Origin of the sequence: Stappia sp. TSB10P1A, assembly GCF_900185725.1 — a bacterium.
Taxonomy (GTDB): domain Bacteria; phylum Pseudomonadota; class Alphaproteobacteria; order Rhizobiales; family Stappiaceae; genus Stappia.
The window spans coordinates 219,931-246,259 of sequence record NZ_FYAU01000014.1; the positions used below are offsets into that span (position 1 = coordinate 219,931).

Sequence of the window (26,329 nt, forward strand, 5' to 3'; positions counted from 1 at the left end):
CGCCAAGGTACTGTTGCAGATGCGGCATCGGCGGCTGGTGCCGAGCCTGCATTGCGAGACCCTCAACCCCTATATCGATCTTTCAGGAACGTCCTTCGAGGTTGTCCGGCAGGGCCGGCCCTGGACGGCTTTGCGCGATGGTGCGGGCCGCGAACTGCCGCTGCGGGCGGGCGTCAGCAGCTTCGGCTTCGGCGGCGTCAACGCCCATGTGGTGCTGGAGGACTACCCGTCCGCGCCGCCCTCCGCCGCCGTAGTGCCCGCACCGCAGCTCATCGCCCTGTCCGCCCGCGATGCCGCGCGTCTCGAAGACCGGGCGCGGGATCTGGCGGACGCGCTCGCGAGCGGGTCCTTCACCGACGCCGATCTCGCCGACCTTGCCTTCACGCTGCGCATCGGCCGCACGCCGATGAAGCAGCGCCTTGCCTTCGTCGCGCGCTCACTGACGGAGGTGATCCAAGCGCTGAGGGCGGTCCTGGACGGCGTTCCGCTGCCCGGCCTTCATCTCGGGCAGGCACGTGCGGAGGTCCGCCTTCCGCTGCCACAGTCGCTGGAGGACTGGGCCCGGCACTTCGTGCAAGGCGGCGACCTTGCCGGTTTCGGCGAGGCGTCCGCGCCGCGCCGCCGTCTGCGCCTGCCGGCCTATCCCTTCGCCCGCGAGGTCTACCGGGTTGCCGCCCCGGCCGCATCGGTCGTGCCGGCAGCGGCAGCGCGCGACCCCGCAGTGTCCGAGCCCGCCGGCCGTCTCTTCGCCCGCCGCCTTGAGGCATCGGCCTTCTATCTGCGCGATCATCGCTTCCGGGACATGTCGATCCTGCCGGCGGCCATGGGGCTGGAGCTTGCGCGAAGCGCCTTCATGGCCACCGGAGGCAACGATCCCGTGCGGCTGGAGAGCGTGACATGGCGCCGGCCGCTGGAGCTCGCCTCCGGCTCGGTCGAGGTGCGGCTGCCGCTGGAAGAGGGCGAAGCTGGTGCCAAAAGCTTCCGCCTGCTCTCGGGAACCGAGGCCGAGCACATGCGCGGCAGCGTCGTCTCCCTGCCGGCCGGCTCTGCGCCGATGCATCTCGACCTTGCCGCCCTGCACGGCCGCCTCCCGCGCGTGCTCGACCGCGACTGGCTCTATGCCAGCTATGCCGCGCTTGGCCTCTCCTACGGTCCTACCTTCCGCTGTGTCCTTGAGATGCAGGCCGGCGACGGCGAGGCTCTGGCCCGGCTGCGGCTGCCGGTGGCCGCCCGTGGCGGCGAGGCGTTCCATCTCCACCCGTCGATGCTCGACGCTGCCTTCCATTCGGCGCTTGGCCTGTTCCACGACGAGCCCGGCGGCACGGCGGCGCTGCCCTTCTCGCTGGAGCGGATGGACGTCTTCGGCCCGACCGGCGAGGAGATGTGGGCGCATCTGCGCGAGCAGCCGGCCGCAAACGGTCTGCGCCGCATCCACATCGATCTTGCCGATGGTGCGGGCAATGTTCGCGTCGCGATCCGCGGCTTCACCCTGCGCCTGGTGAGGAGCGCGCGGGCGCCGGACGAGACACGCGCGCCGGCGAAACCGGAACCCGCCCCCTCGCTGGCCGCAAGAGCCGAGAGCTATCTCGCGGAGGTTGTGGCGCGGGAGACCGACATTCCGATTTCTGAGATCGACCCGCAAGCCGCGCTCGAAGCCTACGGCATCGATTCCGTGCTGATCACCCGGCTCACCGACGAACTCGGCAAGGTGTTCGGCCCGCTCTCCAGCACCCTGTTCTTCGAGCACCAGACGCTGGCCTCGCTGGCCCGGCATTTCGCGTCGGCCCATGCGGACAGGCTGTCGGAGATCCTGGGGGAGGCGCCCGCCGGCGCGCTCCCGGCGTTCGCCGCGCCCGCCACTCCGTCCCTCCGTGAGCGCAGGGGCGAGGCGCGAGACGAGCCGATTGCCATTATCGGCCTTGCCGGGCGCTATCCCGGCGCGCGCGATGTCGAGGCGTTCTGGCGGAACCTTGCCGCGGGGCGCGACTGCATCACCGAGATCCCGGCTGAGCGCTGGGACCATTCAAGGTTCCACGATCCGGACGGCCGGGGCGGGCTGCCGCGCGGCAAATGGGGCGGTTTCGTCGACGATTTCGACCGCTTCGATCCGCTGTTCTTCAACATCTCGCCGCGCGAGGCGCCTTATCTCGATCCGCAGGAGCGGCTGTTCCTGCAATGCGCCTGGGAAACGCTGGAAGATGCCGGCTACACCCGCGCCACCGTTGCACCGGCCGCGGACGGCATGGCGGGCGGCGATGTCGGCGTCTTCGTCGGTGTCATGTACGAGGAATACCAGCTCTACGGCGCGCAGAGCACAGCCGCCGGCCGGCCGCTGGCCCTGTCCGGCAGCGCCGCCTCCATCGCCAACCGGGTCTCCTATTTCTGCGACTTTCACGGCCCCAGCATGGCCGTGGACAGCATGTGCTCGTCCTCGCTGACGGCGATCCATCTGGCCTGCGAGGCCCTGCGCGCCGGCGATTGCCGTGTCGCCCTTGCCGGCGGCGTCAACCTGACCCTGCATCCCAACAAGTATCTGGCGCTGGCGCAGGGGCGCTTCCTGTCGAGCACCGGGCGCTGCGAGAGCTTCGGCGAAGGCGGCGACGGCTATGTGCCGGCCGAAGGCGTCGGCGCGGTGCTGCTGAAGCCGCTGTCGCGCGCCATCGCCGATGGCGACCGCATCCACGGCGTCATTCGCGCCTCGGCACTGAACCATGGCGGCAAGACCAACGGCTACACCGTGCCGAACCCGCTGGCGCAGGCCGCCGTCATCGGCCGCGCCATGCAGCGCGCCGGCGTGCGCGCCGGGGACATCGGCTATGTCGAGGCGCATGGCACCGGCACCAGCCTCGGCGACCCCATCGAGATCGCCGCCCTGTCCCGCGCCTATCGCCGGGAGACGGAGGCTTGCGGCTTCTGCGCCATCGGTTCGGTCAAGTCCAACATCGGCCATGGCGAAAGCGCGGCCGGCATCGCCGGCCTCACCAAGGTGCTGCTGCAGTTCCGCCATGGCCGGCTGGCGCCCTCGCTGCATTCGGCAAGGCTCAACCGCGAGATCGATTTCGCCGCCTCGCCCTTCCGCGTCCAGCAGCGCCTGGAGGACTGGCCGCGCCGCCGGGACGGGCAGGGCAACGAGATCCCGCGTCTCGCCGCGCTCTCCTCCTTCGGCGCCGGCGGCTCGAATGCCCATCTGATCATCGAGGACTATCCGGCGCCCGCTGATCGGGAGGCAATGCCCTCCCGCGCGGTCTATCCGTTCTCGGCCCGCGCGGTCTATCCGTTCTCGGCCCGCGAGGCCGGGCAGTTGCGCCAGGTGCTGGAGCGGTTCCGCGCCCGCCTCGACACCCTGTCCGAGGGCGAACTGTTCGCCGCCGCGACCACGCTGCAGGACGGGCGCGAGGCCTTCGAGGAGCGGCTTGCCATCGTCGCCGGCGACAAGGCGGAGCTGGCCCGCCTGCTCGACGCGGCGTTGCGGGGCGGCGAGGGCGCCGGTATCTGGCGTGGCCGTGCCGCGCGCAGCCACGGGACGCAGACGGCGCCGGGATCGCTGGAAGCGGCCGCCGCCGCCTGGGTCGGCGGTGCCGCTGTCGACTGGGCGCGGCTGCGCGGCGGCGCCCGTCCCGCCCGCATCGGCCTGCCGGCCTATCCCTTCGCCCGAGAGCGCTACTGGCTGCCCGAGGGCGCCGCCGTGGAGCATCGCGCGCCGGCTCCGGCGCCGGCCCTGCCGCTGCTGGTCCGCCCGCACTGGCGGGAGACGGACCCGCCGGCCGCCGCCAGCGCCCCTGATCGGCATGTCGTCGTCCTCTGCGGTGCGGCGGGCGAGGTCGTCTCCCGCCTGGGGTCTCAAATGCCGCAAGCCCGGATCGTGGCGCTGGAGAGCCGCAGCACCGACGAGGGCGAGCGCTTCGCCGATCACGCCACGCACCTGCTCGCCTTGCTCAAGGAGGAGATGGCGAGCCGCTCCGGACCCACCGTCCTGCAACTCGTGCTTCCCGTGGAGAGTACCCTCGCCGAAGGGCTAGCCGGCCTGCTGCGCTGCGCCAGGCTGGAGCATCGCGCCCTTGCCTGTCAGACGATCTCGCTCGATCCCGTCCGGCCCGATCTCGCCGGTCTCCTGGCGCGCGAGGCCGCCCTCGCACAGACCGATCACGACATTCGCTACAGCCCGGACCAGCGCCTGCTGCGTGTGTGGCGGGAGATCGAGACCGACACGCGCGCATTGCCGTCGCCGTGGAAGCCGGACGGCGCCTATCTCGTCACCGGCGGGGCGGGCGGTGTCGGCCTGCATGTCGCCGCTGACATCCTCGCCAAGGCGCCCGGCGCGACCGTCTGGCTCACCGGCAGGTCCGCGCGCATGCACAAGCTCGACGAGACCCTTGCCCGCTTCGCACCGCGCGCCGTCTACCGTCAGGCGGATGTCATCGACCGCGCGGCAATGGGCGCGCTGGTCGCGGAGATCCGCGCGGCGCATGGCCGTCTCGATGGCGTCGTCCATGCGGCCGGCCTCACCCGCGACAGCCTGATCGCCAACAAGTCCGAGGCCGATCTGCGCGCGGTGCTGGCGCCCAAGGTCGCCGGCACCCTGGCGCTCGATGCGGCGCTCGGCAGCGAGCCGCTCGATGTCCTGCTGCTCTTTGCCTCCGCCTCCGGTGCCCTCGGCAATCCGGGGCAGGCCGATTATGCCGCGGCCAATGCCTTCCTCGATGCCTTCGCGCAGGAGCGGAACCGCCGTGCCGGCAAAGGCGAGTGCTGCGGCCACACGCTCTCCATCGACTGGCCCTACTGGCAGGACGGCGGCATGCGCCTTCCCGGCGCAGTCGTCTCCGCGATGGAGCGGCAGGCCGGTGCTACGCCGCTCGCCACCGATGCCGCGCTGGCAACGCTTGCCGTCGCGCTGCCGCGCAAGGGCGAGGATCAGCTTCTGGTGCTCGCGGGCGACAAGAACCGTCTGCGCGCGCTTCTTCGCCCGGTGACGGTCGCCGCGCGGGCGGCGGAGCCGGTTTCCGTCGCCCTTGATGCGGCTCCCCCGGTGAGCGAAGCCGTTGTCGGTGCGGTTCGCGCCTGTTTCTCGCAGGTTCTGAAGATTCCTGCCGAGCGGCTCGGGGCGGAGGAGACCATCGACCGGTTCGGCGTCGATTCCGTCTCGGCGCTGGACATCGTGGCAGCGCTCGAAACCCGCTTCGGCCCGCTGCCGCAGACGCTTCTCTTCGAGCATCCGACCATCGCCCGGCTGGCTGCGGCGCTTGAGGACGCGGGGCATGGTGCGGTGACTGCGATCCGCGACGAGGCTCCCTCGCCAACGCCCTCGCCAGCCCCGGCGATGCCTGTCGCGAACATCGATAGCATCGCCGTCATTGCCGTTGCCGGACGCTTCCCCGGCGCGCAAACGGTGGAAGAGTTCTGGCAGGCGCTGGAAGAGGGGCGCGACTGCGTCCGCGAGGTGCCGGCCGCGCGCTGGGATGTCGAGGAGACCTGGTCGCCGCGCAAGGGCCAGCCGCTTGCCAGCCATTGCCGCTGGGGCGGCTTCATCGACGATGTCGACCGCTTCGATGCCGGTTTCTTCGGCTACAGCCCACGCGAGGCGGCGCTCGCCGACCCGCAGGAGCGGCTGTTCCTGGAGACGGCCTGGCATCTGCTGGAGCGCGCCGGCCACACGCGCGCTTGGCTCGGCAAGCGTTACGGCAACCGCGTCGGCGTCTTTGTCGGTGCCATGTACCAGCACTACAAGGCGCTGGAGATGGACGCGGAAAGCCGGGCGCTGCTGCTGCTCTCGTCCTATTCGGCGATTGCCAACCGCACCTCGTTTGTCTTCGATCTGCAGGGGCCGAGCGTTGCCGTCGACAGCATGTGCTCCTCCGGCCTTCAGGCCGTGCATCAGGCCTGCCAGAGCCTCAAGGCCGGGGAATGCCGGCTGGCGATTGCCGGCGGCGTCAACCTGTCGCTGCTGCCGGAAAAATATGTCGGCCTCAGCCAGGCCGGCCTTGTCGGTAGCCATGCCGGCAGCCGCAGCTTTGCCGGCGGCGACGGTTACCTTCCCTCCGAGGGCGTCGGCGCGGTGCTGTTGAAGCCGCTGGCCGATGCGCTCGCCGATGGCGATGCGGTGCTTGCGGTGATCCGCGCCAGCATGGCCAACCATGCCGGCCACTCCGCCGGCTATGCGGTGCCCAATGTCGATGCGCAGGCCCGCCTGCTTGCGGAAAACATGGATGCGGCGGGCATCGATCCGCGCTCCATCGGCTATGTCGAGGCGGCCGCCAACGGCTCCGCCATCGGCGATGCCATCGAGCTCAGGGCGCTGGGCCGCGTCTTCGCGGGGGCGCAAGGCATCCCGCTCGGCTCGGTGAAGGCCAATCTCGGCCATGCGGAGGCCGCCTCCGGCATGGCCCAGCTCACCCGGGTCCTGCTGCAGTTCCAGCACCGCCGTCTTGTCCCGTCGCCCGGCCTGCCGAGCCTTGAGGCCGCCGGTTCGCCCTTCGCCGCAACGCCCTTCGTGCCGCAGCTTCGCGCCGAGCCATGGCTCCCGCGCCTCGTCGACGGTGAGGCGCAGCCCTTGCGGGCGAGCGTCAGTTCCTTCGGGGCGGGCGGCTCCAACGTGCATCTGGTGCTGGAGGAGGCGCCCCGAGCGGCCCCCCCCGCCAGCACCGACGAGCCCGCCGGCCCGTTCCGCTTCCCGGTCTCCGCGCGTACGCCGGACCAGCTCACGGTGATGCTGCGGCAACTCGCTGCCTTTGTGCGGGCGACGCCCGGCCTCTCGCTGGACCGCCTGTCGCGCACCTTGCGCTTCGGCCGCGAGGCGATGGCCTGCGGTGTCGAGGTCACGGCCTCCTCGGTGGAAGAACTGGCCGACAAACTCGATGCGGCCGCAAACGATCCGTCGGCAGCGCTGCTGCCACAGACGAACGAGGACGGCGACCGGCGCGGCCTGCTGGTGCTGCCCGGCTATCCCTTCGCCCGCGAGCGGCACTGGATCGGCCGGCTACCCGATACCCCACCGCCGACGGCGGAGGCCACGGACCACGCGGACGGGGCCGGGCCGCTCGACACGCTCCGGCAGACGGTCGCCGCCATCCGGGGCGTGTCGCCGTCTCAGGTCCCCCTCGACGTGCCCCTGCGGGACCTTGCGCTCGATTCCATGGGCTGGATGCGGCTGGTCTATACGGTCGAGGAGGCTCACGGGGTGGCGCTCGCCCATGCCGATCTCGAACGCCATCCGACCCTTGCGGATCTTGCCGCCCGCATCGCGGCAAATGAGCCGGATGCGCTGCCCGAGGTTGTTTCCTCGGTGACGGACGGACCCTGGCGCTCGCCGCTGAGCGAGGGGCAGAAGGGCCTGTGGGCGCTCCAGACGCTCTATCCCGATCTGACGGACTACAACGTGCCGCTGGCCTTCCGCGTCGGCGGCATCGACGAGGACAGCCTGGCGCGGGCCTGCGCCTGGCTCTGCGAGAGCTTTCCCGTGCTCGCCGCGCGGGTCGCCGGCCAAGGCGAGAGGCTGGAGGCCGGCGATCCCCCGCGCCTTGCGAGCCTCTCGGTTCCCAAGGAGATCGAGCCGGCCGAGTTCGCCCGCCGGCGGCTGGCCCGTCCCTTCGATCTTGCCGTGGAGGCGCCGATCCGCTTCGAGCTGCTGCGCGGCGGCACGCTGGGGCCGGGCGAGGGGCTTCTCCTTGTCACCTTCCATCACATCGCCATCGACGGCGCCGCCGCCGCCGTCGTCGCCCGCCAGTTTTGGCAGGCCTATGCGGCTTTTGCCTCGGGACGGGCGCCCGAGCGGGCGCGGGCCGCGAACCGGGCCGACTATGCCGACTTCGTCGCCTGGGAGCGGGACCTGCTCGCCTCGCCCGAAGGGGCGGCGCAGCGGCGCTACTGGCGCGAGCGGCTGTCCGGCGAGCTTCCCGCCCTCGATCTGCCGGCCGACCGGGAGACGCTCGCCGCCGAGACCGGCCGGCGTGACGGCGCGGCCGAGCATCGCTTGCCGAAGCCGCTCGTCGCCCGCGCAAGGGAGGTGTTGCAGGGCCAGGGCATCAGCCCCGCCGCCTTCCATCTCGCGGTTCTCTCGGCGCTGCTCTATCGCCATACCGGCCAGGACGACCTCGTCATCGGCGTGCCGACCCTGCGCCGGCCGCAGCGGCGCTTCGAGGAAACCGTCGGCTATTGCGCCAACATGATGGCCCTGCGGATCGCCGTGGATGGCGATCTGCCGGCCGCCGCCTTGCTGGAGACGGTGCAGCGGGCGCTGTCCGAGGGGCTGGCGCGGTCGGATGTGCCCTTCGCGGTCGTCGCGCGGGAGCTGGGCGGCCGGGCGGACGGGATGGCGCCCTGGCAGGTGAGCTACGCCTATCAGAACTTCCCGCAGGGCGCCGGCGTCGACCTGCCGCCGGAGCAGGGGCGGGCCGAACATCTCCGGCAGATCCGCCAGCCGGGCGACACGCCTTTCGGCCTCGAACTCTACGAGGGCGGCGACGGGCTGCTGCTGGTCGCGACCTTCGACGGCAGCCGCTTCGGCGCCTCCCGCATCGAGCGGATGCTCGGGCACTACGAGATGCTGGCCGGCGCGATGCTGGACGATCTTGAAACGCCCGTCGCCGAGCTTGCCATGCTGACCCGCGCCGAGCGCGAGCGCGCCCTCTACAGTTGGAGCGCGGCAACGGATGCCCCGCCGGTTTCGGGTCTGGTCCATGAGTGGATCGAGGCCCGCCTGCGGCAGCTCCCCGCTGCCGGCGTCCTGACCGGGCCGGAGGACACCCTCTCGGCCCGACAACTGCTGCGGCAGGTCGAGCGGCTGTGCCTGACGCTGTCGGCCTGCGGCATCCGGCAGGGAGACCGGGTCGCCGTGCTGTCGGGGCGGGAGGCGGACGGCATCGCCGGCCTCATCGCCGTGCTGGCCTCCGGCGCGGTCTGGGTGCCGCTCGATCCCGACCATCCGGACGAGCGCCTGTCCCTTGTCCTGGCCGATGCCGGGGCCGCGCTCGTGCTGGCGCCGGGACGGCTGGTTGCGCGGGGGCGCAAGCTTGCCGGCACCGGCGTCCGCGTCGTCCGGCTCGACCGCGACGGCTGGGGTCTGCGCCAGCAGCTTGCCCGCCGGCGTCCCGTCGCCCTGCGGCCGGAGGACCCCGCCTATATCGTCTACACCTCCGGCTCGACCGGCGCGCCGAAGGGCGTGGTGGTCTCCCACGGCGCGCTGGCCGGCCACTGCCGGGCGGTCATCGACCGCTATGGCCTCGGCGAGCGGGATGCCGTGCTGCAATTCGCCTCGCCCGGCGTCGACACCGCGCTGGAGCAGATCCTGCCGACGCTGGCGAGCGGTGCCCGCCTGGTGCTCGGCGGCGCGGCGGTGCGCGCGCCCTCCGAGTTCCTGGCTCTGCTGCAGCGCGAGCGCATCACCGTCGCCGACCTGCCGCCGGTCTATCTCCGCGAACTCCTGCAAGCCTGGACGGCCGGCGCTTTCGACCTGTCGAAACTCTCCCTGCGCCTGCTGATCTGCGGCGGCGAGGCGCTGGGGCCGGATGTGGTGGCCCTATGGGCGGCCAGCGGTCTGGCGTCGGCACGCCTGCTCAACGCCTATGGGCCGACCGAGGCGACCATCACCGCCCTGGTGCATGAGGTGGTGCCCGGCGACCGCGCCGGCCCGGTGCCCATCGGCCGGCCGCTGCCCGGCACCCGCATCTACATTCTCGACCGCGACGGCAATCCGCTTCCCGACGGGGCCGTCGGAGAGTTGCATATCGGCGGGCCGCGCCTGGCGCTCGGCTATCACGGCCGCCCGGATCTGACGCAGGAGCGCTTCGTCCTGCGGACGATCGATCCCGGCGAGCCACCGATCCGGCTCTACCGCACCGGCGATCTGGCCGCCTTCCTGCCCAACAGCGGCGGCGTCGTGGCGTTTCACGGCCGCCTTGATGACCAGGTGAAGATCCGCGGCTTCCGCGTCGAGCCGGGCGAGGTCGAGGCGGCGCTGGCGGCGGAGGGGCTTGGCGAGACGGCGGTGCTGGCGACGGTCGGCCGCGACGGCGGCGCGGCCCTGTCGGCATTCGTCGTCGCCGACGCCGCCGGGTTCCACGAGACGGGGCTGAAGGCGCGCCTCGCCGGGCGGTTGCCGGCGCATATGCTTCCCGCGACGATCCACCGGATCGACGCGCTCCCTGTCGGCCCTGGCGGCAAGGTCGACCGGCAGGCGCTGCGGCGCATTGCCGGCGCGCCGAAGCCGCTCGAGGAGGCGGGCGAGGCGGCGGACGAGGCACCGCAGGACGAGACCGAAGCGCGCGTGCTGGAGGTCTGGTCGCAGGCGCTGGGGCAGGGCGGCGGCAGGCCGCGTCTTCACGACGGCTTTGCCGAAAGCGGCGGCGACAGCCTCGCCGCCGTGCGGCTGCTCGCCGGGATCGAACGCGCCTTCGGCCTCGCGCTGTCGGTGGCCGATCTGGCCGCCGCGCCGACCATCGCCGCCCAGGCCCGGCTCCTGCGCGAGCGTCTGCCCTCCGGCCCTCCGGCCGGTGCCGGCGGCCCCACTGCTCCCTCGCTTCTCGTGCCGCTGCGCCGGGCCCCGGATGCGGTGACGGCGCCGACGCTGTTTCTGCTGCATCCGGTCGCCGGCACGATCTCCTGCTATGGCGACCTTGCCGCCGCGCTGGGGCCGGACTGGTCCGTCCATGCCTTGCGCGCCAGCGGGCTGCTGCCGGGCGAGAGCGTCGCGCCGCCCGATCTCCCGGCCCTTGCGGCGCGCTATGCCGGCCTGCTGCGGACCGTCCAGCCCAAGGGGCCGTATCGGCTGGCCGGCTGGTCGATGGGCGGGGTCCTCGCCTTCGAGATGGCCCGGCACCTGATCGCCGCCGGCGAACGGGTCGACCTCCTCGCCCTCTTGGACAGCTACACGCCGGGCGAGGTGAGGCGCATCGAGCCTGATGAGGGGAGCGTGGCCGCCGGCCGCACGGAGACCGCCGAGGCGATGGCCTTCGCCCGCGACCTCCTGGGCGGCGAGGCGGTGGACCTGGCCGCCGGCGCCGACATCGCCGAGCAGCTTCTCGCCACGCCCGCCTTCGCCCGCAGCCATCCCGGCATGACGGCGGACGACCTGCGCCGGCTGTTCGCGGTCTTCGTCGCCAACCGCGCCGCCCTTGCGGCCTATGAACCGGCTCCGCTGGACGTCCCGCTGACGCTGGTCAGGACCCGGCAGGGGCTCGACCGGCTCGGCGCGCCGGACTGGCAGGGGCTCGCCGCGGGAAAGATCGCGCTGATCGAGGCCGACGGCGATCACTTCACCTGCCTGCACCCGCCGCATCTTGGCGGCTGGGTCGGGCAGTTGACGCAGGCGCTGGCGGAGCTGCCGCCATGCGATTGACCGGGCTGGAGAAACGGATGTGGGCGGACGGCCGCTCGCGCTTGCAATCGGGCGCGAGAGACCGGCTTATAGCAGGCTGGAACCGCGGCGGGGCTCGCCCTATACTGCCGCACTGTTCACCGTAAAAAATGGCGAGTCGGCCGAATGGCGCTGGACGATGAGTTCGAAGACTATGAAGAGTTTCTTCGCAGCGAGCGCCAGCGACGGGTCCAGATCTATACTTTGCTGGTCTTGCTGTTGTTTGGCGTCGGGCTGGTAACGCTCTGGAACAGGGTGGTCGTCACCATTCATTCCGGCGAGGCCGGCGTTCTCTACCGCTGGGTTTCCGGCACGGAGATGAGCAACATCTATGGCGAGGGCCTCCACATCATGTGGCCCTGGAACCGGATGTATGTCTACAACGTCCGCCTGCAGACCGAACAGCGCCAGTACCACCTGCTGACCCAAGGCGGCTTGCCGGTCAGCCTGGAGATCGCCATCCGCTACAAGCCGGACCTGCGGCTGCTGCCGCTGCTGCATGTCACGGTCGGGCCGGAATATCTCGACAAGGTGGTGTTCCCGGAGACCGAGGCGGTGCTGCGCCGGGCCGTCGGCCAGTATGCGCCGGAAGAGGTCTATACCAGCCGGCGCGGGTTCCTTGAATCGATCGTCGTCAACAGCCTGACCAATGTCGAGGATCGCTATGTGGTCGTCGACGACGTCTTGGTGCGCAATGTCGAGCTGCCGCCGGCCATCCGCCTCGCCGTCGAGCGCAAGCTGACGCTTCTGGAGGAGGAGAAGGCCTATCAATACCGCATCGGCATCGAGAAGCAGGAGGCGGAGCGCAAGGCCATCGAGGCGGAAGGCATCCGCCGCTACCAGGACGTGGTCAAGCAGAGCCTGACGGAGGACCTGCTGCGCTGGCAGGGCGTGCAGGCGACCAGGGACCTCGCCTCCTCGCCCAATGCGAAGACGGTCGTGATCGGCGCGGGCAAGGACGGCCTGCCGCTGATTCTCGGCGGCGACAGGTAGAGCGATGGCGAGGCCGCCCGTCGCGAGGAAGATCGGTCCGGTGCGCCGGCCTGGCTGGCTGGCTGTCGCTGCGGGCGTGATTGCCGCATGGCTGGGTCTCGTCGCCGTGATCGTCGCGGTCAGCGGGATCTCCCTGGCTGAGCGGATGGCCGCCTATCACGAGATCATTTTCGGCGACAGTTCGGACACCGCGAAGATCGCGCTGGTCTACGCGGACGAGAGCCAGATCAACAGCTTCACCAACGGCGCCCGGCTCGCGGCGACCCATGTCAACGCGCTGGGCGGCATTCTCGGCAAGGATCTGGAACTGCTGCTGTTCCAGGAAGAGGTCTCGTTCGGCGAAGGCGGCTTCGAGGCGACGGTGGTCAGAACCATGCGCCTTGCCAGCAAGGTGGTGAAGGAGAGGGGCCTTTTTGCCGTCATCGGGCATGAGTGGTCCGATACGGCGATCACCGCGAGCGCGATCTACAACCGCAACGACGTTCTCTATGTCGCCACCCATGCGACGGCATCGGCGCTGACGAATCACGGCTTTTCCCTGCTGTTCGCGCTGCAGCCGGACAATCGGGACAACACCGAGATGGTGGCGCGCTATGCGCTCGGCGCCGGGCTGCAACGCTTCGTCGTGCTCACCGACAAGAGCGACTACGGCAAGGAGGCCGGCGACTTCTTCAGCGCGGTCACCGCCCTGCAGGGCGGGGATCTGGTGTTCCGGGGCTTCCTGCCGGGGCACAACCGGTCGGTCGACCAACTGCTTATGTTCATCCTGGACAACAAGCTGTTCGGCGCCGCCGATTACGACGCCTTCTTCGTTGCCTCCGCGATGTCCCTGGATACCGCCGATTTCATCAAGCGGGCGCGGGAACTGGGCATCAACAAGCCGGTCCTGGGGCTGGAATACATGTTTTCCAACATGATCGAGGCGCATGTCGGTCATGCGAACATGAAGGATGTGGTCGGCGTGTCGATTTTCGACAGCCAGAGTGCCGACGACCTCTCCACGGCCTTTGTCAACGAATACATGCTGACCTATGACGAGCCGCCGGATCTCAGCGCCGCGCTCGGCTACGATGCGGTGATGCTGCTGCGCGACGTGAGCGAGCGGACGGGCACTCTCGATCCAAGGCAGGTGTCCGATGCGTTGAAAGTCGCCCGTTACGGGGTGCCGTTCGAGGGCGTTACGGGTAAGATCGTGTTCGATACGAGTGGACTGATCACCGACACCGAGGTTTTCATCGTGCGCCACGACGGCACCCGGTTCCGGACCGTTGCCGGCTATCGCAAGCCGCTGGAGTGGTCGTCCCAGGAACTTGTGAAAGGCGATGAGGGGGGAACGCTCGTGCCCGATCCCGCCGCCAACAGGGAGCGCGCCGTGCCATGACGATCTTCGTCAATCCTTGGGTTCTGTTCATCTGGGTCATCGCCAGTTGGATCATCGGCATGCTCGGGCGGGACACCCGCTTCGGCTTCGTCGGCAATTTCCTGGTTTCGTTCCTGTTCAGCCCGGTGGTGGGGATCATCGTGCTGCTGGCCTCCGACCGCTGGGCGGCTTCGGGGCGCCGGCGCGAGGAACGCCGCCGGCCCGGCCGGCTGTGATCGCGCCGCGATCAGGTTCGCGCATAATCCTGTTTTCGGCCGCGCGTGATCCCGCGCCCGCGCGGCCCGCCGCCCCGTCCCTCTGAGCGCCCCGTCCCTCTGAGCAAAGATCCCGACACCGACCGGTCGGGAACGCTGCCAGCCTGAACGACATCGCCGCGAACGCTCTTTCGAGCGTCGCCCCAGAGTCAAGACAAAGTCGCCGCGAACGCTCTTTCGAGCGTCGCGGCGATATATCGGACGGACCTGCCTGCCCCGCCTGGGGCGGGGCTTCGATCTCAGGACGTTCAGGACGCCTTGGCGGTGGCCTCTTCCACCGTCTCGGCAACCTCTTCGGCGCCGCTGCGCACCCGGTCGCGCGCCCGCTTGGCCACGTCCTTGCCCTTCTCGAACTGCTCCTTGTAGAAGGCGCGCATCTTGCTGGCGTCGAAGTCGAGCAGCGAGCCGCCATCCTCATAGTGCCGGGCGATCGAACGGCCGACCGCATAGGTCGAGGCGCCGGCCACCACGGGCAGCGACACCATGCCGACCATCCAGCCGATGCCGGGAATGAGCTTCGTGGCGCTCGCGGCAACCGCATAGCCGGCGCCATAGCCGAGCACGCCGCCCGCCAGCGCGTAGACCACCTTGCGGCCGAGCTTGTCGGAGAACGGCTTGTCGTAAAGCTGGGAGAGCTTCTGGATCATCCGGAGCTGGATGGCCACCACGGCGGCGATGTCGAAGATCGCCACCGGCACGATGCTGACCGCGACGGAGGCGATCACATAGTCCTTGGTGAGGTTCTCGGCCGTCAGGTGACGGGTGATGTCGTCGTCGGAAAGGGCCGCGGCCGCCGGCGCTTCGTCCGCCGCGATGTCCTCGGCTGCCGTCTCGGCTGCAGCGGCCTCGATGCTGCTGTCGACGTCGCTCTCGTTCTCGGCGGCGGTCTTCCCGGCGGGGGTCTTGCTGGCCATCCAAAGTCTCCTGATGTGTCCGAAGGCGCCTGACGCGCGAAGGTTCGAATGTTGCCGCCAGATGCAGGCTGAACGCTCTCTGCGAAAGTCCGATGAAACGGTACTCTGTCGAACGAAAAAAGGAAAGGCTGGCACAGCGACGACGAGCGCTTCGGCGATCTCTCCGGCCGGGCAAGGGAAGCGCGCGGGCCGCTCAGGCCCGGTGGTCGCCGCCGTCCGCCGGCTCGCCCCGCTCCAGCTTCTCGAGGAACACGTCGCCGATCACCCGGGTCAGCGCGACGGCGGAGGCGGCGGTGACCGTCATGCCGACCAGATTGGGGCCTGGCGCCATGCGCAGCAGGCTGGTGGTGGTGAAGCTGGCGATGCCGGGCGCACCGACGCCGGCGAGCAGCGACGCGGTGATCCGGGCGCTGCGGTCCCGGTCGAGCGGCACCCTGTAGCAGCGCGACAGCTCCCGCAGCATCCTCGCGACGAGGGCGGCGACGGCGGCAAGGTCGACCCAGGGCAGCGGCACGAAGCCGGCAAGTCCCGCCAGCGTTGAATGCCGCTCGATGATCAGCCGTGCCCGGATCCGCTGCAGGTCCCGTCCGGCGGGCGGCCGGGTGCTGAGGGCCCGGGTGGGGGGAATTGGGGCGTCCTCGGGCCGGACTGCCGATTGTGCGGTGCCGGCGGGCTCTGCCTGCCGGGGCGTTTCCGCCGTCGCCGGGCCGCCGGCATCGGGCCGGGCCGCGTCGGACGCTGCATCGAGTGCCGGATCGGCATTCTGCCCGGTTGCCTGCCCCCCGGTTGCCGGCTCGGCTGCCTGCCCGGTTGCTTCCTCGGCGTCGGCCGCATTGATCTCCCGGCGGATGTCGTGGATGGTCCGCTGCAGCGTCCTGGGGAGTTTGCGGCTCATGCGCTGCGCGCCTTTCGCGTCGCCAGCAGGGCCTCGACCTCGTCGGCAAGCTCGCGCACGTCCTGTGCCGCCGCCCCCTCGGGCTGGATCAGCGTCGGCGTTGCGCCATAGAGTGCGGCCTCGGCATAGGAAACCCGGTTCTGCAGCTCCTGGCGCAGCAGCGGAAAACCGGCCTCTTCCAGCTCGGCGCGGATGTGGCGGGCGATCACGCTGCCGCGCGTCGTCTGCGTCAGCACGCAGCGGAAGGTCGGCGCCCAGCCCTGGACGCCGGCCATCAGCAGGCCGACCGTATCGGTCATCCGGTCGACATCGAGCGGCGAGGGCTTGACCGGGATCAGCACCAGATCGGCGACCGCAAGGCCCGCCGCGGTGATCTCGCTGTCGAAGCCCGGCGTGTCGACAAGGATGATGTCGTGGTCGCGGGCCTGCTCCTTGACCGCCTTCCACACGTCCCGGTCGGCGCGCCCGATCACCGGCAGGCCGCCGAGCGCCTGCTCGCGCCCCGCCAGCCGCAGCACCGAATGCTGGGGATCTGCGTCGATCAGCAGAACCTTCCAGCCGCGTGCCCGCCAGTGGACGGCAAGGCAACTGGCCAAAGTCGACTTGCCGCTGCCGCCTTTCAGCGACGCGACGGTAATGACCTGCGCGCTCATTGCCGATCCGGCCCCCGCTGATTCCCCGTTTGCGTTGCGTTAACTATAGCGCAGTTCGGCGCGGCGGGATGCCTGTCCCGCAGGCAATCGCAGGCAAACGCGGGCGCGCGGCCTGCGCGCTTGCGCTTGCCCTGCTTCTCGGACATGAACGGACCAGCCGGGGCGGCGTCCGCCGCCCGCCGCGCTTGCCCGGGGCCTTTCATGTCGCTCACCCTCGTTACCGCCGCCGATGCCGCTTTCGCTCCGACGCTGGCGCAATATCTGGGCAGCGTGCAGGCGCGCGGGCTCCACACCGACGCGCGCATCGCCGTCTACGATCTCGGCCTGGAGCCCGGCGAGCGGGCGCGCCTTGCCGCGCGCTTTCCCTTCGCGGAATTCCTGCCCTTCAGCCTGGTGCCCTATCCCGCCCATGTGGCGCCGGCGACCGGAACTTATGCCTGGAAGCCGCTGGTGATCGCCGATGCGGCGGAGCGGTTCGGCGGCCGGATCTTCTGGTTCGACAGCGCGACGCTGTTTCACGACACGCTCGCCGAACCGCTGGCCGAGCTTGCCCGCCACGGCGTCTACACCCTGTCGGGCCAGTCCAACCTGGCGCAGCGCTGCGCGGTGTCGATCCGCGAGCGGCTCGGCGTCGATCCGGCCTTTCTCGACCGCCGCATCCGGGTCGGCGGGGTGGTCGGCTTCGATCTGGAACAGCCCACGGCTCGCGACCTTCTCATCGACTGGGCGGAGCTGGCGCTCGACCCAAAGGTCTTCATTCCGGCGGCCCGCGACAACAGCCACAATGCCGACCAGGCGATCCTGTCGATCCTGCTGTTCCAGGCCGAGGCCGCCGGCCGCCTGGTCTTGAGCGAGGGCGACATCGACATCAGCTCGCCCCGTCCGGTGCGCTGGATGAGCTCGCGCAACAAGCTGAACCCGGCCCGCCCGCGCTGGAGCGATCCGCTCGCCCGCCTGTGGTACCGGCTCTATAAGGCCGGCGACCGGGCGAACCTGCGCTGGCAGGATTTCTACCGCCGCCGCATCCTCGGCCTGCATCGCTGGCCCAAGGAGAATTTCCGCACCTATGTGATGCGGGCGGGCGATGCCGTACCGACGCCGGTGCCGTGCCCGGCGCTCAGCTATTACGCCGACCCGTTCCTCTGGCGCCGCGACGGCCGCCTCTGGCTCTTCGTCGAGGAATTCCGCTATCGCGAGCAGCTCGGCCGCCTCGTTGCCATGGAGCTTGGCGAGGACCTGCGCCCCGGTCCTCTCATCCCCGTCCTGCCGCTGCGCGAGCACGCCTCCTATCCCTTCCTGTTCGAGGCGGACGGCGCGCTCTACATGCTGCCCGAGACCTGCGCGCTGGAGGCGCTCGACCTCTACGTTTGCGAGCGCTTCCCCGACCGCTGGCGGCGCGTCCGGCGGATCTTCGAGCGCGTGGATGCCGTCGACAGTGCGCTGTTCCGTCATGATGGCGCCTGGTGGCTGCTCACCTGCGAAAGACCGCCGGGGCAGGGCGGCGCGCGCACGCTGGCGCTGTATCGCAGCGAGGATCTGCTGACCGGCGCCTTCGAACCGCACCCGGTCAATGTCGAGCACCTCTTCGCCGAGGGGGCCCATGGCTTCGGCCGCGGCGCCGGCAGCATCCTGCGCGATGAGACGGGCCTTTTGCGCGTCATGCAGAAGAACCTTGCCTATTACGGACAGGGCGCCGAGCTCCGCCGCATCACCCGTCTCGATGCGGACGGCTACCGCGAGGAACCGGCCGCGAGCGACCATCCGCTGGCGCGGCTCGCGGCGCTGGCTTCGCCCCACCACATCGCCCTCCACGACGATGTCGTCGCCTTCGATGTCCGCACGCGGGTCGGCTTCGTCTCCGGTCTGCCATGGATCGGCCGCCGGCTGAGCGCGCTCGATCCGGCGGCCAAGCGCTTCCTGTCCGGTGCGCCGGAGCTTGCCGGCGAGATCGCGGCCGCCGTCAGCGCGGCGTGTCGCCGCCTGCGGCCAGTCGATGGCCGCCCACCGTCCAGCGATCCGCCATGTGACGGATGACAATGGTGTTGTTGCGGCTCTCCGGCGTGCCTTCGCCGCGATTGACCTTACCCAGGCTGTTGGCGCGGTAGAACGACTGGCGGGTGAAGAGCTGGAACCCCGCCCGCGCCGCCGGCACCACATATTTGCGCGCCGCGCAATGTCCGGAAATCCACACGTCGTCGACATAGAACGCCGCCGGCGGGGCGCCGCGATGGGTCAGCATCCCCTCCATGTCGGGGAAGAAGCGCGGCCGCACCAGATAGCCGGAAAACCCTTGCAGGATGTCGATCTCGTAGCGCTGGCGCAGCCGGCGGGCGCGGACCGGCGCCGGCGGCAGCATGTAGAGATTGGTGCGCACCGTCGTCGGCCGGTCGGTGAAGTCGCCCGGCACCACCCAGCCCGACAGGCCGAGGGCGGCGTCCGGATCGGCCTCGGCCTCGCGCGCCAGCACCTTCAGGAAGTCGGGCGGATAGATCCGGTCGTCGTCCACCACCACGATGGCGGCATTCGCATCAAGGGCGGTGAGGCTGGGAAACAGCTTCGTCGCCGGGCCGAAATCCTCGCAGCGCACGATGGTGACGGTAGCGAGCCCCGACAGCCAGTCGGGGATCTCGTAGCCGCAGTTCTCCCGGCGCGAGTGATGCGGCACGTTGAGGCGGATTTCCGCCGGCGGCAGCGACTGGTCGAGCAGGCTCTTCAGCGTCATGCCGATATGCGCGATGCGGCTCGGGATCGTCGTCAGCGTCACCACCGGGCCGCGCGCCTCGGCCGCCTGCGCCGTGCGGTCCAGCTCGGCGATGTCGCGCCGCGCCAGCCTGCGGGCGCGGATGAGATCGGCGACCAGCGTTTCGCCCTCGAAGAAATCATGGACGGCGATGGCGGTTGCCGCACCGCCGCCGATGGCGGCCAGCACCAAGCCTGTGACGAACGACATGGGATCCTTTCCTTGGCCTTCGTTTGCTGTCTCGGCGCTCAGAGCGCCTGCTGCCACTCGCGGATCGCCTCCACCGGCCAGACCAGCATCAGCACGTTGAGGGTGAGGTTGTCGCGGATGACGGCGAGGGCGACCAGCTCCATGGCGATCGCCAGCAGCACCGTCACCCAGACCGGCAGCCGCAGCGCCAGCCAGAAGCCGACCAGCATCCACAGGACGTCGAAGACCGAGTTCAGCACGCTGTCGCCGGTATAGCCGACGGCGATCGTGCCTTCCCGGTAGCGGTCGATGATCCAGGGGCTGTTCTCGACGATCTCCCACGCCGCCTCGATGAAGATCGAGCCGACCGCCCGCCAGCCCATCGAGAGCCGGGGCGTCAACAGGTGGAACAGCCCGTAGAACAGCATCCCGTGGATGATGTGCGAGGGCGTGTACCAGTCGGAGATGTGCTGCGAATTGTCGGCGGAGGAGACGTCGGCGGTCCACAGCTTGATCTCGCCGCAGGTGCAGATCGGCACCCGCCCCATCGCCAGCAGGATGACGGCGGTCAGCACGATCAGCGCGAGCGCGGCGAGAAGGGGGAGGGCGCCTTTTCGCGAAAGCGTCATTAAGGGGTATCCTGCATTGGGGCAGTTGCGGGGAGGACTTCGCTTGAGCCGCCAGCTATGGGCGGTAACGCGGCCATGCGCAAGCGGCACTGGAATTTGCCGGCGCAAGCGATTAGACCTTCGCCCACGAAAGCGGGCCGCAACCGGCACTGCGCCACGAAATTCCATGGAGAGCGCATGAGCCTCACCGAAGCCCAGGCCGACGGCGGCCGGGACACGGGGCCGGACGCGGCAAGCCACCTGTCGCGCCGGACCTTCGCCATCATCTCGCATCCGGACGCCGGCAAGACGACGCTGACGGAAAAGCTGCTGCTCTCCGGCGGCGCCATTCGCGCCGCCGGCCAGGTCCGCGCGCGCGGCGAGCGGCGCCGGGCCCGCTCCGACTGGATGAAGATCGAGCAGGAACGCGGCATCTCGGTCTCCTCCTCGGTCATGACCTTCGAGCGCGACGGCATCACCTTCAACCTGCTCGACACGCCGGGCCACGAGGACTTCTCGGAGGACACCTACCGCACGCTGACCGCCGTCGACGCGGCGATCATGGTCATCGACGCGGCCAAGGGCATCGAGACGCAGACGCGCAAGCTGTTCGAGGTCTGCCGCCTGCGCGACATCCCGATCATCACCTTCGTCAACAAGATCGACCGCGAGGGCCGCCATCCGCTGGAGGCGCTGGACGAGATCCAGGAGGCGCTGGCCCTCGACGTGGTGCCGATGACCTGGCCGGTCGGCATGGGCTCCGACTTCTTCGGCGTCTATGACTGGCAGGCGAAGCGCTTCCTCACCTCGTCCGAAGGGCGCGGCACCCGTTTCGACACCATCATCGACGTCGCCGGCCTCGACGATCCCGCACTCACCGAGCGGGTGTTCCCGACCGTGCTTGCCGAGCTTCAGGAGAATGTCGAGCTCGGCTCCGAGGCCTATCCGGCCTTCGACCGCGAGGCCTTCCTGGAAGGCCACATGACGCCGGTCTTCTTCGGCTCGGCGCTGCGCGACTACGGCATCGAGGAGATCATCCAGTTCATCGCCCGCTTCGGCCCGGCGCCCCATGCCCAGCCGGCGACGACCCGCGTCATCCGCCCGGAAGAGCCGAAGGTGACCGGCTTCGTCTTCAAGGTGCAGGCCAACATGGACCCCAAGCACCGCGACCGCATCGCCTTCGTGCGCCTGTGCTCGGGCGTCTTCCGGCGCGGCATGAAGCTGAAGCATGTGCGCGCCAACAAGACCATCGCCGTCTCCGCGCCGATCTTCTTCTTCGCCGAGGAGCGCGAGCTTGCCGAGACCGCCTATCCGGGCGACGTCATCGGCGTGCCCAACCATGGCCAGCTCCGCGTCGGCGACACCTTGAGCGAGGGCGAGGAAATCCACGTCACCGGCCTGCCGGCCTTCGCTCCGGAAGTGCTGCGGCGCGTGCGCCTGGCCGACACGATGCGCGTCAAGCAGATGCGCCAGGGGCTGATGGACCTTGCGGAAGAAGGCCTCGTGCAGATCTTCAAGCCGCAGATCGGCTCCAACTGGATCGTCGGCGTCGTCGGCGTGCTGCAGCTCGATGTGGTGGTCGACCGCCTGCGCAACGAATATGCGACGGAAATCGGCTTCGAGGCCGCGCCCTACAGCACTGCGCGCTGGATCGAATGCGACGACGAGCTCAAGCTGCGCAAGTTCCTCGACAGCAACCGCGCCAGCGTCGCGGAAGACCGGGACGACCGCCCCGTTTACCTTTTCAAGAACTCTTGGGAGGTAAATTATGTCGGTGAGAAGAATCCCGATATCCGGTTCCGCGAAACCCGCGAGATCGTGCATACTCCCGAAGGATAGTCCGGTCGGCGGACCGGGACGGACGCGGCGCGGCGGACGACGGGTCAGAGGGATCGCAGGCAAGTGAAAAGGCGTAATATGTGCGCCTTTTTCTTGCAATGCACAGCGATGCATCCTATCTAGAAACGAAGCCTCGTTATTTCGACGGCTTCCTGATTCTATGCGATTCGTCAAAGGCTAAGTGATCGAAGGGGGCTTGTTGCCATGGCCCTGGCAGTTCCGACCGTATCCAAGGCGCCCGCGCGCATGTCCCGCGTGATCGAGACCCTGCGCCTGTGGCTCGGCGGCAAGCCGGAGGCGGTGCAGGTCGCGGCCCTTCCCTGGCGGCGCGATGGCGAGGGGCGTCTGCAGGTTCTGCTGGCCACCAGCCGCGACACCGGGCGTTGGGTCCTGCCCAAGGGCTGGCCGCAGAAGGGCCGCTCGCTGAGCGAGACGGCGGCCGCGGAAGCCTGGGAGGAGGCGGGCCTGTCCGGCCGGGTCGGCAGCGAGCCGCTCGGCAGCTATTCCTATCGCAAGCTTCTCGACAATGGGCTGCGCCGCCGCGTGCGCGTGCAGGTGTTTCCGCTGGCTGTCGTCGGCGAGGCGCAGGACTGGCCGGAAAAGGGACAACGCGAGCTGCGCTGGTTCGATCCGGCGGAGGCCGCCCGCAATGTCCACGAGCCGGAGCTGTCCCGCCTGCTTGGCAATGCCCGGCTGCTGGAGGAGTTGCGGTGAGGCGCGTCCGCGCCTGCGGGGGCGGGGGACGCACTTGCTGCCACGGTTGATCGCGGACGTCGCCAAATCGTCATTTGCCGGGCGCAGCATGGCGCCATGAGCGACAGGACCCCCGCCAGGATCCGCACCACCCTCGACAAGGACCTCGACAAGTTCACCTATGTCGAGGAAGCGACCAGCTATCTGTCGCGCTCCTATGTGACGCTCGGCTTCGGCGTTCTCTTCCTCGTCCTCGTCGGCTGTCTCGCCGCCTTGCTGCTGGCGGAGACCTCGCACTGGTTCCTGCTGACCGCGGCCGTGGTGCTTGGCGGCTACATGGCGCTCAACATCGGCGCCAACGATGTCGCCAACAACATGGGGCCGGCGGTCGGCGCGCGCGTGTTGACCATGGGCAGCGCCCTCGTGCTGGCGGCCCTGTGCGAGAGCGCCGGCGCGCTGCTGGCCGGCTCCGGTGTCGTCTCGACCATTTCCTCCGGCATCGTCTCGGCCGAACAGTTCGCCCGGCCGCAGGACTTTCCGCTGGCCATGCTCGCCGCGCTCGTCGCCGCCGCCCTGTGGATCAATCTCGCCACCATGATCGGCGCGCCGGTGTCGACCACCCATGCAGTGGTCGGAGCGGTGGTGGGCGCCGGGCTGGTTGCGGCCGGCACCGTGGCGCTCGACGGGCTGACGCTGACGGCGATCGCCGCCGGCTGGCTGGTCTCGCCGGTGCTGGGCGGCGTTGCGGCGGCGCTCCTGCTGGCCTTCATCAAGACCTTCATCCTGCGCAGGAGCGACCGCCTCGCGGCGGCCCGGCGCTGGCTGCCGACGATCTTCGCGGCGATGGCCGGCACGTTCACGCTCTATCTGATTCTGGTCGGACTGCCGGCCCTGCGCAGTGCCGGCGCCCTGCCGGTCCTCGGCCTTGGTGCCGTGGCCGCCGGGCTTGCCTATGCGATCTCGCGCCCGGCGGTGATCCGGGCGGCGCGGGGGCTTGACGACAGGAACCAGTCGCTGCGCCATCTCTTCCGCCCGCCTCTGGTGGTTGCGGCGGCGATCCTCTCCTTCGCCCACGGCGCCAACGATGTCGCCAACGCGGTCGGGCCGGTGGCCGCCATCTTCTCCGCTCTCGGCGAGGACGGGGTCGGAGCGCCCGATGGCGTGCTGCTGCTGCCGGTGCTGGTGGTCGGGGCGCTCGGGATCTCGCTCGGCCTGCTGCTGTTCGGGCCGCGCCTGGTGCGTATGGTCGGCGAGCGCATCACCCGCCTCAACCCGATCCGCGCCTTCTGCGTGCTGCTGGCAACCGCCGCCACGGTGCTGCTCGCCAGCGCCGCCGGCCTGCCGATCTCCTCCACCCATACGGCGGTCGGCGCGGTGTTCGGCGTCGGCTTCTACCGCGAATGGTACATGAACCGGGAGCGCCGCGCACGGGCAGCGGCCAATCCCGCCGACCTGCTCGCCCGGCCCGAGGCGGGCGAGGCCGCCGACATCCGCCGGCGGATGCTGGTCCGCCGCGCCCATGTGCTGACCATCGTCAGCGCCTGGATGGTCACGGTTCCGGCCAGCGGGTCGCTCGCCGTCCTCGTCTGGTTCGTCCTGTCGGCGGCCTTGTGAGCGCTGGACGGGACCGCCGGCCGGCCGTTGCCGCGCGCGTGCGCGGCCCGTTGCGACTTGACGGGCGGGGCGATCCGTCCTCATGAAGGTCCGACGACCGCGATCCTTGCTCCCGACGGGAAGGGCTACGACTTGATGAACCGTGCAGGCTACCTGAAGCAGCTCGAAACGGATCTTGCCCGCTGGGCCGCCAATGGCTGGATCGGCACCGAGGGTCTGGCGAAGATCCGGGCGGAGATCGGCGAGGCGCCGTCCGGCTGGTCGCGCCTTCCCGCGCTGTTCGCCGGCATCGGCACCATCTGCCTCGCGCTTGCGGTCGCCGCCTTCGTCGCCGCCAACTGGGAGGTGATCCCGCGCGCGGTCAAGCTGGTCGGCATCGCGGCGCTGCTGCTGGCCGCCCATGGCTTTGCGGCGGCGATGGCGGCGCGCGGGCTGCGCGCGGTCGCCGATCTTGCGACCATGTTCGCAACCCTCGTCTTCGTCAGCGGTCTCGCCCTGGTCGGGCAGATCTACCATCTGCCCTCGGACTGGCCGGGCGGCGCCCTGCTGGTTGCCTGCGGCGCGCTGGCGGCTGCCTGGCTCTGCGGCTCGCGCGCCTCGCTGGTGGCGGCGGCGGTGGCGTCCCTTGCCTGGCTGTGGTGGATCGGCGACCCGCCGCGTCCGACATGGGCGCAGGTCGCCATTGCCCTGGCCCTGCTGCTGGCCTGTCTCCTCCATGTGGCGCGCATGACCTCCTTTGCCGGCCGCTGGTCGGTGCTGCTGCTGTTCGCGGGCATCTATGGCTGGCTCTTCGCCGCCTGGCTCGACACCAATTACCTGCTGTCCTCCAGCGACATGGAATTCTCGATCCTGCCGATGGGCACGGCGTTCGGCGCCTTGCTGGCGGTCTGGGGCTATGTCCTGTCCGGCGCCGAGCACGGGGCTGCCGAGCACGGGGCGGCCGAGCACCTGGTGGCCGGTCGCCGCGCGGATCTGATGGCGCTCGCCCAGTCGGCCTCCGGCTTCGGCATCCTGGTCCTGGTCGGCACCGTCGTGCTGACGCTGGTCATCGGCTTCACCGAAACCGCATCGGATGAGGTCGCCATCGAGATCCCGCATGTCTGGCCGCTGCACCTGACCCTCGCGGTCATGCTTGCCGGTCTCGCCTGGCAGGGCGTCTCGTCGCCCGGATCGCGGCCGCTGCGCGCGGTCGCGGCGGCGGCGGTGCTTGCGGCGGCGTCTCCGTTCGTGCTGATCTTCCTGCCGGGCGACACGGTGCTGCTCGCCGCGCTCACCCTGGCCGCGCTGGTCGCGGTCAGCGCCGCCGGCTCCGCCGCTTCGCTCTCGGCCTGGAGCTTCGCCGGCAATTTCGGCCTCGCGGTCGCGCTGCTCTTTCTGCTCTACGAGACCGTCGGCTCGCTGCTCGGCCAGTCGGTGTTCTTCTTTGTCGCCGGCCTGCTGCTGGTGGCGGTGGCGATCATCTCCGCACGACGCCTCAGAAAACGGGCCGCAGCCACCGGGGAGGGCGGACGATGAGCGCGCTGCTTGCCTCTCCCTGGGCCCGCTGGGGCCTTGTCGCCGTGCTGCAACTGGTGCTGATCGGCCTGCCGCTCGCCGACCGTCTGCAGGTCCATTGGTTCGGGCGCGAGGTCACCCTGGCGCTGCGCCCCATCGATCCGCGCGACCTGCTGCGCGGCGATTATGTCATCCTCAATCCCGAGATCGGCCAGGTCCTGCCCGAGGCCGGCGTGCCGCAGGGCCTTGCGAGCGGCGATGAGGTCTGGGTGGTGGTGGAACCGGACGATGAGGGAATTTCCCGCGCCGTTGCCGTGCTGTCGGCGCCGCCCGGCGATGGCCGCATCGCCCTGAAGGGGCGCGTCACCGGTGTGCCCGCATCGGCCTCAGGCGCGCTGCGCGTCGACTACGGCCTCGAAACCTTCTTCGTGCCGGAGGGGCAGGGGATCGAGATCGAGCGGATGCCGGCCGACCGCGTCCGTCTGGTGGTGGCCGTCGCCGACGATGGCCGTTCGGCGCCGCTGCGCCTGATGGCGGATGGCGAGGTGCTGCTCAAGGACAGCGCCTTCTGACCACGGCCGGCGGCCTGCTCCAGGTCCCGGCTCCCCGGTTCGCCGCTCCCCGGTCGCTTTGTCGCAGCCCGCCTCGGTCCCTTTCGGGGCGGGGCGCGTTGAACTGCAGGGCTAAAACAGGTATATGAAATGCATCATATGGA

At 70.1% G+C, this 26,329-nt stretch carries 15 protein-coding genes (1 of these 15 cut by a window edge); 10 read left to right on the plus strand and 5 right to left on the minus strand.

Translation table 11 applies throughout. From position 1 onward, the window contains the following. The 4 genes from TSB10P1A_RS04455 to TSB10P1A_RS04470 all read left to right on the plus strand — a co-directional run. Positions 1–11,329, plus strand: the 3' portion of a protein-coding gene (locus TSB10P1A_RS04455) for a non-ribosomal peptide synthetase (RefSeq protein ID WP_186386690.1). The gene continues 8,972 nt to the left of window position 1, outside the view; the window shows 11,329 of its 20,301 coding nt (coding positions 8,973–20,301); the start codon falls outside the window, past its left edge; it ends in the stop codon at positions 11,327–11,329. A 144-nt stretch (positions 11,330–11,473) separates the two neighbouring features. Next, complete coding sequence (locus TSB10P1A_RS04460) at positions 11,474–12,340, plus strand: prohibitin family protein (RefSeq protein WP_186386691.1); 867 nt, start codon at positions 11,474–11,476, stop codon at positions 12,338–12,340. Between the two features lie 4 nt (positions 12,341–12,344). Further along, entirely contained in the window at positions 12,345–13,721 is a 1,377-nt protein-coding gene (locus tag TSB10P1A_RS04465; protein WP_186386692.1) for an ABC transporter substrate-binding protein, read from the plus strand. Next, on the plus strand, positions 13,718–13,936 hold the full coding sequence (locus TSB10P1A_RS04470) for a hypothetical protein (protein ID WP_186386693.1): 219 nt from the start codon (positions 13,718–13,720) through the stop codon (positions 13,934–13,936). The genes TSB10P1A_RS04465 and TSB10P1A_RS04470 overlap by 4 nt, the downstream gene beginning before the upstream one ends. Positions 13,937–14,223: 287 nt before the next feature. Here TSB10P1A_RS04470 and TSB10P1A_RS04475 read toward each other — a convergent pair whose 3' ends face one another. From TSB10P1A_RS04475 to TSB10P1A_RS04485, 3 genes are all read right to left on the minus strand, one after another. Further along, positions 14,224–14,889: a YcjF family protein gene (locus TSB10P1A_RS04475; protein WP_186386694.1), complete on the minus strand. Its 666-nt coding sequence runs from the start codon at positions 14,887–14,889 to the stop codon at positions 14,224–14,226. A gap of 193 nt (positions 14,890–15,082) precedes the next feature. After that, entirely contained in the window at positions 15,083–15,784 is a 702-nt protein-coding gene (locus TSB10P1A_RS04480; RefSeq protein ID WP_186386695.1) for a DUF697 domain-containing protein, read from the minus strand. After that, positions 15,781–16,437 carry a ParA family protein gene (locus TSB10P1A_RS04485; RefSeq protein ID WP_186386696.1) on the minus strand — a complete coding sequence of 219 codons (657 nt, stop codon included), beginning with the start codon at positions 16,435–16,437 and terminating at the stop codon, positions 15,781–15,783. The genes TSB10P1A_RS04480 and TSB10P1A_RS04485 overlap by 4 nt, the downstream gene beginning before the upstream one ends. Positions 16,438–16,638: 201 nt before the next feature. Here TSB10P1A_RS04485 and TSB10P1A_RS04490 point away from each other — a divergent pair, with 201 nt between their 5' ends. Next, the gene (locus TSB10P1A_RS04490) at positions 16,639–18,471 is read left to right on the plus strand and encodes a hypothetical protein (RefSeq protein WP_186386697.1); all 1,833 of its coding nucleotides are present in this window, start codon (positions 16,639–16,641) and stop codon (positions 18,469–18,471) included. Here TSB10P1A_RS04490 and TSB10P1A_RS04495 read toward each other — a convergent pair. Beyond that, positions 18,398–19,387 carry a hypothetical protein gene (locus TSB10P1A_RS04495; RefSeq protein WP_186386698.1) on the minus strand — a complete coding sequence of 330 codons (990 nt, stop codon included), beginning with the start codon at positions 19,385–19,387 and terminating at the stop codon, positions 18,398–18,400. The genes TSB10P1A_RS04490 and TSB10P1A_RS04495 overlap by 74 nt on opposite strands. A gap of 38 nt (positions 19,388–19,425) precedes the next feature. Continuing rightward, positions 19,426–19,995 carry a DUF2585 domain-containing protein gene (locus tag TSB10P1A_RS04500; protein WP_186386699.1) on the minus strand — a complete coding sequence of 190 codons (570 nt, stop codon included), beginning with the start codon at positions 19,993–19,995 and terminating at the stop codon, positions 19,426–19,428. Positions 19,996–20,172: 177 nt separating this feature from the next. On the opposite strand from TSB10P1A_RS04500, the gene TSB10P1A_RS04505 reads away from it, so the two are divergent. From TSB10P1A_RS04505 to TSB10P1A_RS04525, 5 genes are all read left to right on the plus strand, one after another. Next, positions 20,173–21,813, plus strand: coding sequence for a peptide chain release factor 3 (locus TSB10P1A_RS04505; protein WP_186386700.1), 1,641 nt, complete (start codon positions 20,173–20,175; stop codon positions 21,811–21,813). 246 nt (positions 21,814–22,059) lie between these two features. Further along, positions 22,060–22,527, plus strand: a complete 468-nt coding sequence (locus tag TSB10P1A_RS04510) for an NUDIX hydrolase (RefSeq protein ID WP_186386701.1) — start codon at positions 22,060–22,062, stop codon at positions 22,525–22,527. A 96-nt stretch (positions 22,528–22,623) separates the two neighbouring features. Further along, complete coding sequence (locus tag TSB10P1A_RS04515) at positions 22,624–24,120, plus strand: inorganic phosphate transporter (protein ID WP_186386702.1); 1,497 nt, start codon at positions 22,624–22,626, stop codon at positions 24,118–24,120. A 135-nt stretch (positions 24,121–24,255) separates the two neighbouring features. Beyond that, positions 24,256–25,635, plus strand: coding sequence for a DUF2157 domain-containing protein (locus TSB10P1A_RS04520; RefSeq protein ID WP_244292984.1), 1,380 nt, complete (start codon positions 24,256–24,258; stop codon positions 25,633–25,635). Beyond that, positions 25,632–26,186 (plus strand): GDYXXLXY domain-containing protein, encoded by a 555-nt coding sequence (locus TSB10P1A_RS04525; protein WP_186386704.1) that lies wholly within the window; start codon positions 25,632–25,634, stop codon positions 26,184–26,186. Before TSB10P1A_RS04520 ends, TSB10P1A_RS04525 begins: the two co-directional genes overlap by 4 nt. Positions 26,187–26,329 lie beyond the last annotated feature (143 nt).